The sequence below is a fragment of the Pedobacter kyonggii genome (assembly GCF_004310665.1).
Classification (GTDB): Bacteria; Bacteroidota; Bacteroidia; order Sphingobacteriales; family Sphingobacteriaceae; genus Pedobacter; species Pedobacter kyonggii.
The window spans coordinates 147,382-160,638 of sequence record NZ_SIXF01000001.1; the positions used below are offsets into that span (position 1 = coordinate 147,382).

Annotated in this window: 15 protein-coding genes and 1 tRNA gene; 3 read left to right on the top strand and 13 right to left on the bottom strand. The window is 40.1% G+C overall.

The window, feature by feature from the left end:
* Window positions 1-4 precede the first annotated feature (4 nt).
* From arsB to EYS08_RS00600, 4 genes are read right to left on the bottom strand one after another with little or no spacing between them, the layout of a single operon-like run.
* Entirely contained in the window at window positions 5-1,084 is a 1,080-nt protein-coding gene (gene arsB, locus EYS08_RS00585; RefSeq protein WP_131027934.1) for an ACR3 family arsenite efflux transporter, read from the bottom strand.
* 22 nt (window positions 1,085-1,106) lie between these two features.
* Complete coding sequence (locus EYS08_RS00590) at window positions 1,107-1,592, bottom strand: GNAT family N-acetyltransferase (RefSeq protein WP_131027935.1); 486 nt, start codon at window positions 1,590-1,592, stop codon at window positions 1,107-1,109.
* A 6-nt stretch (window positions 1,593-1,598) separates the two neighbouring features.
* Window positions 1,599-2,066, bottom strand: coding sequence for a DUF6428 family protein (locus tag EYS08_RS00595; protein WP_131027936.1), 468 nt, complete (start codon window positions 2,064-2,066; stop codon window positions 1,599-1,601).
* Between the two features lie 56 nt (window positions 2,067-2,122).
* Window positions 2,123-2,452, bottom strand: a complete 330-nt coding sequence (locus EYS08_RS00600; RefSeq protein WP_131027937.1) for an ArsR/SmtB family transcription factor — start codon at window positions 2,450-2,452, stop codon at window positions 2,123-2,125.
* 130 nt (window positions 2,453-2,582) lie between these two features.
* Between EYS08_RS00600 and EYS08_RS00605 the strand changes: the two genes are divergently transcribed.
* Window positions 2,583-2,837, top strand: coding sequence for a hypothetical protein (locus EYS08_RS00605; protein ID WP_131027938.1), 255 nt, complete (start codon window positions 2,583-2,585; stop codon window positions 2,835-2,837).
* Window positions 2,838-3,133: 296 nt separating this feature from the next.
* Here EYS08_RS00605 and EYS08_RS00610 read toward each other — a convergent pair whose 3' ends face one another.
* The 6 genes from EYS08_RS00610 to EYS08_RS00635 all read right to left on the bottom strand — a co-directional run bounded on the left by EYS08_RS00610 (window position 3,134) and on the right by EYS08_RS00635 (window position 6,712).
* The gene (locus EYS08_RS00610; RefSeq protein ID WP_131027939.1) at window positions 3,134-3,535 is read right to left on the bottom strand and encodes a (R)-mandelonitrile lyase; all 402 of its coding nucleotides are present in this window, start codon (window positions 3,533-3,535) and stop codon (window positions 3,134-3,136) included.
* A 36-nt stretch (window positions 3,536-3,571) separates the two neighbouring features.
* Window positions 3,572-3,979: a putative quinol monooxygenase gene (locus EYS08_RS00615; protein WP_131027940.1), complete on the bottom strand. Its 408-nt coding sequence runs from the start codon at window positions 3,977-3,979 to the stop codon at window positions 3,572-3,574.
* A 108-nt stretch (window positions 3,980-4,087) separates the two neighbouring features.
* Window positions 4,088-4,588: a cupin domain-containing protein gene (locus EYS08_RS00620; RefSeq protein ID WP_244215820.1), complete on the bottom strand. Its 501-nt coding sequence runs from the start codon at window positions 4,586-4,588 to the stop codon at window positions 4,088-4,090.
* A gap of 9 nt (window positions 4,589-4,597) precedes the next feature.
* Window positions 4,598-5,080 (bottom strand): cyclophilin-like fold protein, encoded by a 483-nt coding sequence (locus EYS08_RS00625; RefSeq protein ID WP_131027941.1) that lies wholly within the window; start codon window positions 5,078-5,080, stop codon window positions 4,598-4,600.
* A gap of 7 nt (window positions 5,081-5,087) precedes the next feature.
* Window positions 5,088-6,149 (bottom strand): alpha/beta hydrolase, encoded by a 1,062-nt coding sequence (locus EYS08_RS00630; protein ID WP_208745759.1) that lies wholly within the window; start codon window positions 6,147-6,149, stop codon window positions 5,088-5,090.
* A gap of 2 nt (window positions 6,150-6,151) precedes the next feature.
* On the bottom strand, window positions 6,152-6,712 hold the full coding sequence (locus tag EYS08_RS00635; RefSeq protein ID WP_317130065.1) for a DapH/DapD/GlmU-related protein: 561 nt from the start codon (window positions 6,710-6,712) through the stop codon (window positions 6,152-6,154).
* Window positions 6,713-6,829: 117 nt separating this feature from the next.
* Here EYS08_RS00635 and EYS08_RS00640 point away from each other — a divergent pair, with 117 nt between their 5' ends.
* On the top strand, window positions 6,830-7,645 hold the full coding sequence (locus EYS08_RS00640; protein WP_244215821.1) for a helix-turn-helix domain-containing protein: 816 nt from the start codon (window positions 6,830-6,832) through the stop codon (window positions 7,643-7,645).
* Window positions 7,646-7,725: 80 nt separating this feature from the next.
* On the top strand, window positions 7,726-7,980 hold the full coding sequence (locus EYS08_RS00645) for a hypothetical protein (RefSeq protein WP_131027944.1): 255 nt from the start codon (window positions 7,726-7,728) through the stop codon (window positions 7,978-7,980).
* A 196-nt stretch (window positions 7,981-8,176) separates the two neighbouring features.
* Here the strand turns inward: EYS08_RS00645 and EYS08_RS00650 are convergent.
* The 3 genes from EYS08_RS00650 to EYS08_RS00660 form a co-directional block, all read right to left on the bottom strand.
* A tRNA-Asn gene (locus EYS08_RS00650) sits at window positions 8,177-8,253 on the bottom strand.
* Between the two features lie 196 nt (window positions 8,254-8,449).
* Window positions 8,450-10,018, bottom strand: a complete 1,569-nt coding sequence (locus EYS08_RS00655; protein WP_131027945.1) for a SusD/RagB family nutrient-binding outer membrane lipoprotein — start codon at window positions 10,016-10,018, stop codon at window positions 8,450-8,452.
* Between the two features lie 10 nt (window positions 10,019-10,028).
* Window positions 10,029-13,256, bottom strand: a complete 3,228-nt coding sequence (locus EYS08_RS00660) for a SusC/RagA family TonB-linked outer membrane protein (RefSeq protein WP_131027946.1) — start codon at window positions 13,254-13,256, stop codon at window positions 10,029-10,031.
* Between the last annotated feature and the right edge of the window lies 1 nt (window position 13,257).

Genomic DNA, 13,257 nt, shown 5'->3' on the forward strand with positions numbered 1-13,257 from the left:
TTTCTTAATTGTTGGTTTCTTGTGTGCGATAGTATTTTTTCCTGAACCAGAATGCAAGGTTGACCAGAGCAATCAGTGCTGGCACTTCAACCAATGGGCCTATGACCCCTGCAAAAGCCTGTCCCGAGTTAATGCCAAATACCCCAATGGCAACAGCAATGGCCAGCTCAAAATTATTCCCGGTGGCGGTAAAGGCAATCGAAGTGCTTCTTGAATAATCTGCACCAAAGTACTTGCCAGTAAAAAAGCTTACTACGAACATGATAGAGAAATAAATCACCAGAGGTATGGCGATACGGACTACATCCATTGGTATCTGCACGATCAGGTTACCCTTTAGGCTGAACATAATTACAATGGTAAACAGCAAAGCGATCAAAGTGATTGGCGATATAAACGGCACGAACTTGTTTTGGAACCAGTCTTCACCTTTAAGTCTGATCAGGGTATACCTACTGATAATACCCATTGCAAAAGGCAGTCCCAAATAGATGCCCACACTTTTGGCAATCTCTCCAATCGTTATATCTACTTCTAGGCTTTTAAGTCCAAAATATGGCGGCAGTACGGTGATGAAAACATAAGCGAAAACGCTGTAGAGCAAAACCTGAAAGATGCTGTTCAGCGCAATAAGTCCAGCGGCATATTCCCTGTTGCCCTCTGCAAGTTCGTTCCATACCACAACCATAGCGATACATCTTGCAAGACCGATCAGTATAAGGCCGACCATATATTCGGGATAATCCCTTAAAAAAGTAATGGCCAAGAAGAACATTAAAAGTGGGCCAATCACCCAATTAAGTACCAATGAAACGCTCAATACCCTGGTATCCTTAAATACTTCGCCCATCTTCTCGTATTTTACCTTGGCCAGGGGCGGGTACATCATCAGTATCAGGCCGATGGCTAGAGGAATGTTGGTGGTGCCACTGGAAAAGGAATTGATGAAGCCTGAAGATGATGGAATAAAATAACCAACAGCTACACCAATTGCCATAGCTATAAATATCCAAAGGGTAAGGTAGCGGTCTAGGAAACCTAGTTTTTTTCTTTCTATTACGGGGGCACAATTGTTTGCACTCATGGTTGTTTGCTGATCTATTTACTTACAAAATAACTTTACTTCTTCTTTCCAGCAGAACCGTGTCCCTCCAGATTCCATCCTGTTTACCGATCTTCTCCCTTGTTCCAAGTATTCTAAATCCGGCTTTTTCATGGATCCGAAGGCTGGCAATGTTTTCGGGAAAAATTCCAGCCTGTAGTGTCCATATTCCCTCAGCTTCGATCAGATTAACAAGGCGGTCCAAAAGTGTAAGACCGATACCTATTCCAGAAAATGCAGGATCAACATATACACTAACTTCCGCTACTCCTGCATACACGCAACGTGAAGATACTGGTGTCAGTGCCGCCCATCCAACAACCTTTCCTACTTCATCAGCCAAAATTCTACAACCGGCTAGATGCGAGCTGTCCCATTCTTCCCAAGACGGGGCGCTGGTCTGGAATGTAGCATTACCTGTACCAATGCCCTTTTCGTAGATTAACTTGACTGCTTCCCAGTCGGAAGCCAATAGATTTCGTATTTCCATAAATATTTAGCAGCAACCTCCTCCAGGGGTACAACTGTTCGCTGCACCTGCTAGGTTGACTATTCCATTTCTTGGCGCATCCTCCACGCCACAGGCCTCTTTTGCCAGGCAGGCAGTCTGTTTGGCAAGAAGCAGAAAGTTTGTACCATCAAAACCAAGGTCATACTTTCCGATAGTGTTCGATTGGTATTCAACTTCAATTTCCAAGTCCTCCATACCCAATACCTTTTCCGAAAGGGAAATAATCCCTAAAAGTTTACCCGCTTTCAAACGGTGCTCATAGTCATTGGCATCCCACAACTGAAAGTTTGCCACCTTTTCATGACGCACCTTACCGCCACAGTCGATAAAATCTTTTGTAATGATTCCTACCTCCGTAACATGGAAATGTTCAGGAACGGTAGTGCCATCTTCTAACTGGAAATTAACGCTTTCTGCGCTTATTAAGATTTCTTTTATTTCTGATAATTTCATGATATGTATTATTTAAAGTATTATTGCAATTTAACGATTGACAGGGACAAAAAAGGTTAACAACAGGTTGTTTCACCCTTATATGAACCTAGGAAAGCTCCAAGCTGGTCTTCCAGAAGCTTCCATGTTTTGGGATTGATACAATAGCAAACGCTGACACCCTCTATCGTTCCCTGTATGATCCCAACAGTTTTTAGCTCCTTCAAGTGCTGTGATATGGTTGCCTGCGCCAGTCCAAGTTCGCCTACTAGGTCGCCACAGATACAAGTGTTGGAGATTATAATCCTTTGTAGGATGGCAATACGAGCGGGATGCGCAATTGCTTTTAGCAATGTTGAAAGCTTGTTCTGCTCATCGGTAAATATTTCTGATCTTGTAAGTCCCATAATTTTATATCGCAATATTACGATGTTTGTTTATTATTTCAAAATATTAATTGTAAAATTACGATTAATATAACTAAGGTATTGAACTACAGTTAAATAAATTAGAATTTAAAAACTTATATAGGAAATCATGGAAAATCAAGGTGCAAAATCTCTTACAGCCAAACAGGTAATCGAAGACTTCAAGGCTAAAGGCACAATTCTTTCAGTTGAAGAATCAGAAAAATATATTGACCTGGTGTATTTCTTTTCAGAACACTCATTTAAACTATATAATGCAAGCAAAATCTGCAATCCCTTAGAGTTTAACAGCATCGAACCAAAAAAACCACATAATATAAACTATAACTTATCCGCTAAGAAGGCATTAGTGAAGCAAGTTTGAAAATTTTAAAGTCTTTGCACAGTATGGGTGCGGACACTGGGCTCGAACCAAAAATCGGCCTTCATTTACCGTATGCAACGATTTAAAAATCAGCTAAAAACAAAAATGCCCTTCACGATATCGTGAAGGGCATTGGCTCCCGAGACTGAGTACTTTTCCAGAAACCTACTTGATAACCTTACGAGAATCGCAAAAATTAACGAAAATCCTTTAGAATAATTTAAGCATACTGCTCTTAATTTGAAAATATCACAAACCAGAGCCTATTTATTACGGCCTTACTATCTGAAAGTCTCTTACTTAACTACTTCATTGTATTCTTCGTTGGATACAGGATGTAACCACGTTACCTGTGTCTCATCCACGAAATTGGTAATGGCAATGTGTACCATTTTGGTTGTAGCGGATGCCCCGTGCCAATGTGTCACATTTTCAGGAATATTTACCACGTCACCTTTTTTTATCGGTTGTGCACTACCGCCTTGTTCCTGATAAAAACCATTACCTTCAATAACTATCAGCACCTGACCCTTCGGGTGGGTATGCCAATTGGTTCTTGCTCCAGGTTCAAAGGTTACGTTTCCAGCCGAAAATTCATTGTTCTTGTCTTTGCTGACTAATGGGCATAAAAAAGCATTGCCGGTAAACCAATCATTGGATAGCGGTTCACCTATAGGGAATATTTCTATGGTGTTCATCTAGTAGTATTTAAGATTTACGTTTTAGTTGAAAAATCATTGCTTTGAAAGCACGTTCTTAATTTCGATACCAATTGGGGCAACTTCAACAAGATCCAGAGACTTTACCATTTTTAACGTGCCATTTTTATATTTCAAGAAATGCTTAGTTTTTAAGTGTATTTGATAGGCCTCTTCGTTTGCGTAGACCTCAAAAACAGTGACATTTCGGGGATTAGACTTGTCGTAAACCGCTTGAAGTGCCAATACCCCGGGTTCTAATAAGACTGCATCTTTTGCATGTTCAGCGAGTGCTGCCTTATATTCTTCAAGATATTGAGGATAGACTTGTATTTTTGCAATGCGAAATTTTCTATTGTCATTCTGTGCCTTGGCTGTTCCTATCATTGTTAACGAAATAAAAATTAAAGCGAACAAGTTAAGTATTGGATATTTTCTTTTCATAAATTCTATTTTTTAAATGAGAAGGATACAAATTAATTAATACAAAAATATACTTTTATTATTTGCAAAAAATCAATGTAGCTGAACTAGAATAATTCTTAAATCAATTTACTTGGGACTTTTATACACTTCATCTGTTACCGCCTCATTCCAATTTACAATTCCTTTTTCGGTGTTGGGAACAATGTACAATTGTTGTAATCCTACATCAGCACTTGCTCCGTGCCAATGACGCACATTTGGCGGACATTTTACGACGCTGCCTTTTTTGATGATCTCAATGGGTTTTCCCTCGATCTGGTGATAGCCAATTCCGTCAGTTACAATTAAAATTTGACCCGCAGGATGACTGTGCCAATTGCTTCTTGCGCCAGGCTCGAAATACACATTTCCAACTACGGTATTGTAAATACTATCTGAATTTACCAAGGCCGTAGGATACGCATTGCCCGTAAATGTTTCGCTAGAACCCTTTTCTCCCTTCGGGAAAATTTCAGCCAGTTCTTTTTTATCTGTATTAATTTTTTCCTGATTTTGATTGCTGCACGATAGTATCGTTATTGAAGCAAATATAATTGGCACAACAGATTTTAAACTTATTTTCATCATGATTTCGTTTTAATTATTCTCAAATTTTATGGTCACATTTCCCGCACCCAGTGCAGAGACAAGACCTGCAACATCATCAATCTTGCCCAGCCTTGTATAACTGTATGAGGTATTAAACCCCTTGTAGAAAAGTACAAGACAATTGTTTCCATACAACATCAGGTCTCCCACCTGTATATTTCCACCCACGGCTGCACTGGTCGGCAGGTTGCTGGAGAAATAGTAAAATTTCTCATTTGCATTCAAATCCTCCATGTTAATAGTAAGTGGCAACCTTGTCTTGAAGGCGGTTACCGACGGGTTATCATAGAGTGTAGCCGTAAAAACAGCAGAGCCTATTGTTATTTTCATCTTACTTCCTGTTGGATTGGTAATAGTTACATTAGAATTTCCATTTTCTGGGATTAAGGTAGGGTTATTGTCCTTGTCACAGCTTACCATACCTAACGACAGGGAGGTAAATAGGATCAGGCTTGTTATTAAGTTTTTCATCCTCTTCTTATTTTAAGTGTGTTTTGAAGAATGCGTCCAGTTTATCAAATGGGATTAGATCGGTTTTATCGTAAAGGTCTACATGGCCTGCACCTTTCACATAAACCAGCTCTTTGGGCATTGCTGCTCTTTTGTAGGCATCTTCGCTAAATTCTTTCGAATGTGCCTGGTCTCCAGTAATGAACAACATTGGGCGAGGAGAAATAGTTTCTATGTCGTTGAAAGGATAGAAATTCATGAACTTGGTGTTACTGCTCAGGGTCGGTTTTGTTGTGGTTTCTTTAGATGCCCCTTTTGGCGTATATTCTCCACGGGAAGTTCTGTAAAAATCGAAAAACTCACGTTGAATTGGGTGTGTGTTTGCCTCTAATTTTAGAACCGTACCGCCAGTATATTTAGTTTCTCCACCTATAAATTCGGCATACCGCTGTTCCGCTGCATCAGCAATGATCTGCTTTCTCTGTTCCAGCGTTTGTGAATGGTTCAGCGCATTACGGTTGGCCGATCCCATATCATACATACTAACCGTTGCGACAGCTTTCATCCTCGGATCGATCTTTGCAGCACTGATCACGAAACTCCCACTGCCACAAACGCCAATCACACCAATATTTTTCCTGTCAACAAAATCACGGGTTCCCAAAAAGTCAACAGCTGCGCTAAAGTCCTCCGCATATACATCAGGCAAGACCGCATTACGTGGTTCGCCCTCACTTTCGCCCCAGAAAGAAAGGTCGATGGCCAAGGTGATAAATCCACGTTCTGCCATATTTGAAGCATATACATCGGCACTTTGTTCCTTTACCGCCCCCATCGGGTGACCGACAATAATTGCAGGGTTCTTTGTTTTTCTGTCCATGTCATTGGGGATAAAAAGGTGCCCCGCAGCTGCCATCTGATATTGGTTCTTGAACCTAACCGCATACATAGTTACCTTGTCACTCACCTTAAATGTGGTATATTTTTTTCCTGATATTTCTTTCATCTGTACTGAATTTGATGTTGATTGTGCGCTTACGGAACCATAAGAAAGGATTGCAATTAGTGCAATAAGAATTGATTTTTTCATAGTTAAATGTTTTTAATAAACTTTGCCGGAACTCCTCCGACAATTGTATTCGGAGCAACATCCTTTGAGACAACTGCTCCAGCGGCAACAACCGCATTTTCGCCAATGGTTACACCCGGAAGTATGGTTGCTCCTGCACCAATCCAGGCATTTTTTTTGATGTGGATAGCCTTCGGAATTAACGAATGCCGTTCTTCGCTTGAGGTTGGATGCCCTTCGGATAACAAACTTACTTTCGGAGCAATAAATACATCGTCCTCAATGGTAATTCCGCCCAGATCCAAGAATACACAATCGAAATTGATGAATACGTTTTTACCAATTTTTGTATGCCTTCCGTAATTGATGTGCAAAGGCGTAAATACATTAACAGTTCTGTCAATTTGTGAAACTGTAATTTGGCTTAAAAAGCTTCTGATTTCTTCAGGCTCAGTTGTGTTATTCATTTGGACCAAAAGCTTTTTTGTTGCAAAAGAAGCTTCCATCATTTTATAAGCATCTGGATCGTTCGGTAAAATAATTTCCCCATTGCGTAACCTTTCGAAAATATCCTTTGTGTTCATAACCATAATTTTTATAAGCCAAAGATAAAAGGTTTTAAAAGGTGTTATGTTACATTTATTTCGCAAGTAATGTCAAATATTACCTATTATCAACTAATAGTTATATTTTTACTTAATATGGCAGCAAATCAAAAAGTTATGCTCTGCAAAGCGGTATCGGGAAGTGAATTCCCAGTGGATTTTAATATCCGGTTTCATACACATATTTATTGTCAAAGTGGGAGCCTGAAATTTGTCTTTAATGGCAAGCAATATCAAAGTAAAAAAGGCGAGTTTGTCTTTTGGTTGGCAGGCATTAATGTTTCGGACTTGTCTTTCTCAACAAGTTTCAGGGCAACGATTTTGTTTGTCGATAGCGATCTGCTTACAGAAAGTTTGCCGAGTGCCACGGCGAGTATCGACAGCATTATACATTCCAAAGAATATCCGATTTTGCATCCGGATAAAAAAGACAAGGAGAAGATTCTGAAAAATTTTGAGTTGCTATATGATATGTCACAGGAAACAGGCCACCGGTTCTACGAGGAAGCGCTCAAACTCCAAATGCAAATTTTCTTGCTGGAAATGTGGCACATTTTTGAGGACGAACTCGACAGAAGAAAGCGAAGCTTGCAAAGCGGAACCCTGTACGAACAGTTCATACAATTGGTACAGCAACATTGCATGACGCAGAGGGAAGTGCGCTTCTACAGTGATCAGCTTAATATCACGCCCAAATACCTAAATCATATCTGCAAGGTTAATACTGCAATAACCGCATCTGAATGGATACAGCGCAACGCAAAAGAGCGTATTATAATCCTATTGCAAAATAAGAACCTTAATATCTCCGAAATAGCCGATGAAATGGATTTTTCAAGCCGTTCATTCTTTACACGCTATGTAAAAAAATTGCTTGGGGTAACGCCAAAGGAATACCGGGAGCGAATTTGAATAATTCCTACATTATAGGAGTTCTGAAAAAACAATCACAAAATATTAAATTATCGTATTGTTTACCAAATCTCACCATAATGGAAAGTCAACTAATAAGATCCTTAACCACTAAAAAGGTAATCGAAGACTTCAAGGCTAAAGGCACAATTCTTTCAGTTGAAGAAGCAGAAAAATATATTGACCTGGTGTATTTCTTTTCAGAACACTCATTTAAACTATATAATGCAAGCAAAATCTGCAATCCCTTAGAGTTTAACAGCATCGAACCAAAAAAAACACATAATATAAACTATAACTTATTTGTTAATAAGATGTTAGTGAAGCAAACTTAAAAATTTTAAAGGCTTTGCACGGTATGGGTACGAAAATGGGCTCGAACCAAAAACCAGCCTTCATTTACAATATTCAACGATTTGAAAATCAGCTAAAAACATTGCCCCCCTCTGCTGGGCTCCCCGATGTAAAAATCGGGATAAACTTCTCGCCCAGCCCTAAATGCAAAAAACCCACAACTTTCGTTGCGGGTTTTGGCTCCCTCTGCTGGGCTCGAACCAGCGACCCTCTGATTAACAGTCAGATGCTCTAACCAGCTGAGCTAAGAAGGAGTACTGGTCGTTTCCTAAAACGAGGTTTATTTATACTTTGCAGTTAAACACCCCTTGTTCGTTTTGGGAGTGCAATATTAGCGCTTTTAAACTATTTATGCAAAAATTAATTCAATTATTATTTGAGAAAGCGATCCTCCCTTTAAAGCGGAGGATCGCTTTTCGAATTTTAAACTGAATATCAGATCGTTAACAATTACGGCTTAACAATCCATGGTGCCTGATTAATATCATCAGTTCCGTTATATTGGCGAAGTAAAGCCTGTTTTAGGTTTTCGCCGTTGGTTGTTCTTTCAATATCAGGGTATTGAAAACGTTTCGGAATCCTTTGGCTATTACCTGTACCTGGCCCTACCTGGAATTCAGGAATGCCTGTTCTGCGGTACTGATAATAAGCTTCGAAACCAGAGTTACGGAAATAAGCCAGGTATTTTTGGGTAAGGATCTGTGTTAAACCCGCAGCTGTATTGCCAACATATTTTATTACAGGCTGCGCATAATAATCCGTTTCGAAAGTGAAGTTTACATTGTAGGTTTCAAATTCGCCTAGTTTACCGTCTTTTTTCAAAAAGGTTACCACATTGCTGCCATCTTTAATCCCATAGAAAGCAATAGAAGCCTGGATACCTTTTTTATACCAGCTTTCGGCATCGCCAGTAGCCCAGCCACGATTAATACCTTCGGCCTTGATAAAACACAGTTCAGGATAAGAAATGATAAAGGTATTTTCAGCAGTATAACCGCTGTAGTATCGGTTACGCCCAATAAGCGAATACAGACCTTTCTGTACCTTATCGAACATTACCCCCTGATCTTCGCCAGAGCTTGCGCCTATAAAATTGCGGTAATCGGTAATGGCATAACCATTGGCTTCTGCTATGCCTCGTGCTGGCTCGGCAACCATATAGGCCCTTGGGTCTTTATAGCTCGAAAGCGTATTTAAATACGTACCCGCCATGTTATAACGCAAAGCATCGTTACCAAAATTATCTTTATTGTTCGGGTATTTATTAAAACTTTCGTTGTATACAAACTGAAGATTATCGACCATACTATCCATTACGGGGTATTTGCTAGCATTGCCCAATACTGCTGCAAACTGTTGTTTTACCTGCAGATCGGCATCGTCTACCTTGGCACTCAACTGGATCAGCGTTCTTAATTTAAAGGTATTCACTACCTTTTGCCAGGCCATCAGGTCGTTTTTAAGGTAGATATCGCCTTTTAATTCTTTGTTGCCCGCAGCAATTAAAGCCGTTAAATCGCTGTTCGATTCTTCTAACCAGGTTAACGATTGTTTAAAAATATCTTTTTGGGTGTCGTATTTTGGAGTAAGGTTGCCAAAGCCTTTTAGGGCTTCCGTCATCGGTAGATCGCCCACCTTCAAACTCATTTTCACAAAGAAATATGCTTTAAAAAATTTAGCCAAAGCCAGGTAAGGCTTAGCTACTTCACCACCTAAACGGCTGGCTTCTTCTTCCATTTTTACCACATTTTTTAAAGTAGTATAATCTAAAGTAGCGCCTGTCCAATCGTAGTTATTGTTGGCATAATAAAAATAATTGGCAGCGGTGTACTGATTCCATCTTTCTGAGCCCGAAAAAGGTACTTCATACATATCGAACAAAATACCGTTCAGCAATAAATTTGGCGGAACGGTTTCGGCCTGGTTTGGGTTTTTGAAATTTTCTTCAAATTCTTTCTTACATCCGCCGCAAACAGCCACGATGATGAAGAAAAACAGGATTTTATGCATTGATTTCATGTTCTAGCGATTAAAAAGTAACATTAAGGTTAAAGCCTACACTTCTTGTGGTTGGTGTTTGCAGCGTAGAAGTACCTTCTCTACCCGAATATTGATCTACATCCACGTCGTTATAGGTAGAATTGATAAAGTACAACAGGTTACGCCCCACTACCGAAATATTGGCCGATTTGATAAATGTGCGCTCCAATAATTTTTTAGGTAACTGGTAACCAAAGGTTACTTCGCGCAATTTAGCGTAGGTGCGGCTCATCATGGTATTTTCTTTGGCACCGTAAAAAACGCCCAGATAATCCTGCAACAATTGAGTAGTGGTGTTTGGTGCGAAAGTTAGATCGCCATAATTGGTAATTACACCTGTAACCGGATCGAAGTTAAGTTTACCGCCATTAGCAATAACCACACCATCTCCTACCCATGTACCTTTATAAGTCGGATCGTTTACACGCAGGTAATCCTGATATCTGGCTTCGCCCATTTTACCCTGAACGGTTTCGATCTGACGACCGCCCTGAAACGATTTTAACCTGACATAATCTTGCATTACTCCACCCACTTTACCATCTAACTGGAAGCTGAAAGAGAAATTCTCATACCTGAATTTATTACCGATACTCCATACCCAGTTTGGATCGGCATGGCCTAACAACTGGTTAACTGGTAACGAAATCGGTGTACCGCTTGAAGTATGGATCACCTGTCCGCTTGGTGTTTTGGCCAAAACAGAACCATAAATATTGTCGATGCGGTCGCCCGTTTTAAAGAATTGATCAACCGATGTTTCGCCCGGTGCAAGTTCTTTGTAAATCTGTTTATAGGTAGACCAGTTGATCATTACATCCCAACCAAATTTATCAGTCAAAATCGGTGCGCCCGATAAACTTAACTCTACACCGCTGTTTTGCGTTTTACGGCCGTTGATGGTATTGGTTTGGTAACCTGTAGCTGCCGAGATATTTTGTCTGATAATTTTCGGTCCATCGATATACCTAAAATAAGTAGCTTCGAAACCTAACCTGTTTTTAAGAAATTTCAGGTCGATACCACCTTCGTAATTAGTTCTGCTTTGTGCTTTTACGGCATTCAGATCGATCAGGTTATTGGTATAATAAGCGCCTGTTTGGTTGTTATAGGTTGGCCTGATGCTATATGGCGAAGATAGACCATAACCTGGGCCACCGTACGACGAAGTATATTCTGCACCATAACCGATTGGATAACTTTGCAATGGCGTTGCACCGATAAAATCCTGTGTACCTAAGCCTGGATCTTTAACATTGGCATACGATGCCCTTACTTTTGCAAAAGAGATAAACGCAGGCATCTTCACGTAATCAGAAACTACCGAGCTTAAAGAAACTGAAGGATAAAAAGCCGAATTGTTGCTCGGAGGAAGTGCAGAGTTTTTATCTACACGGCCGGTCGTATTAATATTCAGGTACTTTTTAAAGCTTAAATCAACAGAATAAAATGCACTTAACACCAACATTTGTGAATTGAAATCGAATGCTTTTACCGGATTTTTAGAGTTCGAGAAATTATATACATTCGGAACGTTTAAATAATCTGTAGTAGTAAAACTAGAGTTGTAACTGAAGTTACGGGCATTACCGCCGCCAAAAGCACTGATTTCGAATAAATCGCCAACGTTTTTGTTGTATTTTAAAATCAGCTGGGTATTGTTTTCGAACATGCTACGTCGGTCTTCCCTGTAATCGCCTAAACCTTCTTCGCGTCCGTAAGGGTGAGCAGAAAATGGCATTTTCTCGGTTCTTAACTGATCGTAGGTCGAAATCTGTGTTTTTAACAATACATCCAATCCTTTGGTTACATTATAGTTTAATGAGGCATAACCGTTAATATCGTTCTTTTTATGTCCGCGCAACCATTCGTACGACATAAAATAAGGGTTATGGTAACGTTGGTATTCGGCATAGATAGACTGGATACCTTCTTTGCCCGGCTGCCAGTAGTTTTTCATATCGTCGATATTCCAATCGGCACCGCCCCAAAGTGTCATGTTATAAATCACACTGTTCGGGCCATAGTTTACATCTGGTATGTTATCAGAAAACTGGCGACTATAATTGATATAGGCTTCGGCCCTTAATTTCGGACTGATGTTATACGAACCGCTTACATTAAAGTTATTGATATTTAATTGTGTGTTCGGGATAATTCCTTTTTGATAATTATTGGAAATAGAAACCCTTAAATTATACTTATCAGTTGCAGACGATAAAGCAATGTTGTTTGCAGAAAGCAATCCAGTTTGGATAAAACGCTTTAAGTTATCTTTTCCACGGGCTACCCATGGCGTACCCTGGCGCACACCATTTACAATCGGACTATCGTACTGAGGGATTAATTGCCCTTCGAATTTAGGTCCCCAGATATCATAATCGCCATCATTTAAACCTCCACCTTTTCCATCAACAAATGTATAGGCACTGTGCCCACCTGGCCCGTACTCGTCCTGACTTTTCGGCAAAGCAATAAATCCTTTGTTAAACTGCGTACTCGAATTTAGTTCAACGGTAAAACCTTTATCACTTAACTTGCCTCTTTTAGTGGTGATTAGTAATGCACCATTATAAGCCTGGTAACCATAGAGCGCCGCAGCAGCCGGGCCTTTAAGCACAGTATAAGTATCAATATCATCAGGATTGATGTTCCAGGTGTCCGAATTGATCGGCACCCCATCTACCACCACTAAATTAACATCGTTACCGCGAAGGTAAAGCGACGAACGGCCTAAAAGCTCTGAAGATACCCCAACAGTTAAACCGGCAACCTTACCCACCAATCCATTTACCGGATTAGCTTCTCTGGCTTTTACCAGATCGGCTCCTTTTACTTCCTGAATGGCATAACCCAGGTTTCTTTTCTCTTTACGGATACCAAGGGCAGTAACCACTACCTCGTTTAGGTTTTTCGAATCTGTTTTTAAAGTTATAGTCAGGTTTGCGCCCGTTACCTGAACTTCTTGCGGAAGAAATCCGATCGAACTAAAAACAAGTGTTTCGCCTGTTTTGGCATCAAGTGTAAAGCGGCCCGATAAATCGGTAGAAGTAGCTTTTCTAGTTCCTTTTACCATTACGCTAACGCCTGGAATCGGCTGCTGCGCATCGTCTTTAACCAGACCAGCTATTTTTGTTTGTGCCCAAGTAAAATAAGGCGTGAGGCACAGTAACAGCAAAGCTACCATGCACATCTTCATCTTGTAGAGATGTTTCATT

Bases quoted from the DNA above. Each gene is read 5' to 3' on its own strand.
- EYS08_RS00630 (WP_208745759.1), bottom strand. From the start codon at position 6,149: ATGAAAAAATCAATTCTTATTGCACTAATTGCAATCCTTTCTTATGGT.
- EYS08_RS00620 (WP_244215820.1), bottom strand. From the start codon at position 4,588: ATGATGAAAATAAGTTTAAAATCTGTTGTGCCAATTATATTTGCTTCA.
- EYS08_RS00625 (WP_131027941.1), bottom strand. From the start codon at position 5,080: ATGAAAAACTTAATAACAAGCCTGATCCTATTTACCTCCCTGTCGTTA.
- EYS08_RS00615 (WP_131027940.1), bottom strand. From the start codon at position 3,979: ATGAAAAGAAAATATCCAATACTTAACTTGTTCGCTTTAATTTTTATT.
- EYS08_RS00640 (WP_244215821.1), top strand. From the start codon at position 6,830: ATGGCAGCAAATCAAAAAGTTATGCTCTGCAAAGCGGTATCGGGAAGT.
- arsB (WP_131027934.1), bottom strand. From the start codon at position 1,084: ATGAGTGCAAACAATTGTGCCCCCGTAATAGAAAGAAAAAAACTAGGT.
- EYS08_RS00645 (WP_131027944.1), top strand. From the start codon at position 7,726: ATGGAAAGTCAACTAATAAGATCCTTAACCACTAAAAAGGTAATCGAA.
- EYS08_RS00660 (WP_131027946.1), bottom strand. From the start codon at position 13,256: ATGAAACATCTCTACAAGATGAAGATGTGCATGGTAGCTTTGCTGTTA.
- EYS08_RS00635 (WP_317130065.1), bottom strand. From the start codon at position 6,712: ATGAACACAAAGGATATTTTCGAAAGGTTACGCAATGGGGAAATTATT.
- EYS08_RS00610 (WP_131027939.1), bottom strand. From the start codon at position 3,535: ATGAACACCATAGAAATATTCCCTATAGGTGAACCGCTATCCAATGAT.
- EYS08_RS00655 (WP_131027945.1), bottom strand. From the start codon at position 10,018: ATGAAATCAATGCATAAAATCCTGTTTTTCTTCATCATCGTGGCTGTT.
- EYS08_RS00605 (WP_131027938.1), top strand. From the start codon at position 2,583: ATGGAAAATCAAGGTGCAAAATCTCTTACAGCCAAACAGGTAATCGAA.
- EYS08_RS00590 (WP_131027935.1), bottom strand. From the start codon at position 1,592: ATGGAAATACGAAATCTATTGGCTTCCGACTGGGAAGCAGTCAAGTTA.
- EYS08_RS00600 (WP_131027937.1), bottom strand. From the start codon at position 2,452: ATGGGACTTACAAGATCAGAAATATTTACCGATGAGCAGAACAAGCTT.
- EYS08_RS00595 (WP_131027936.1), bottom strand. From the start codon at position 2,066: ATGAAATTATCAGAAATAAAAGAAATCTTAATAAGCGCAGAAAGCGTT.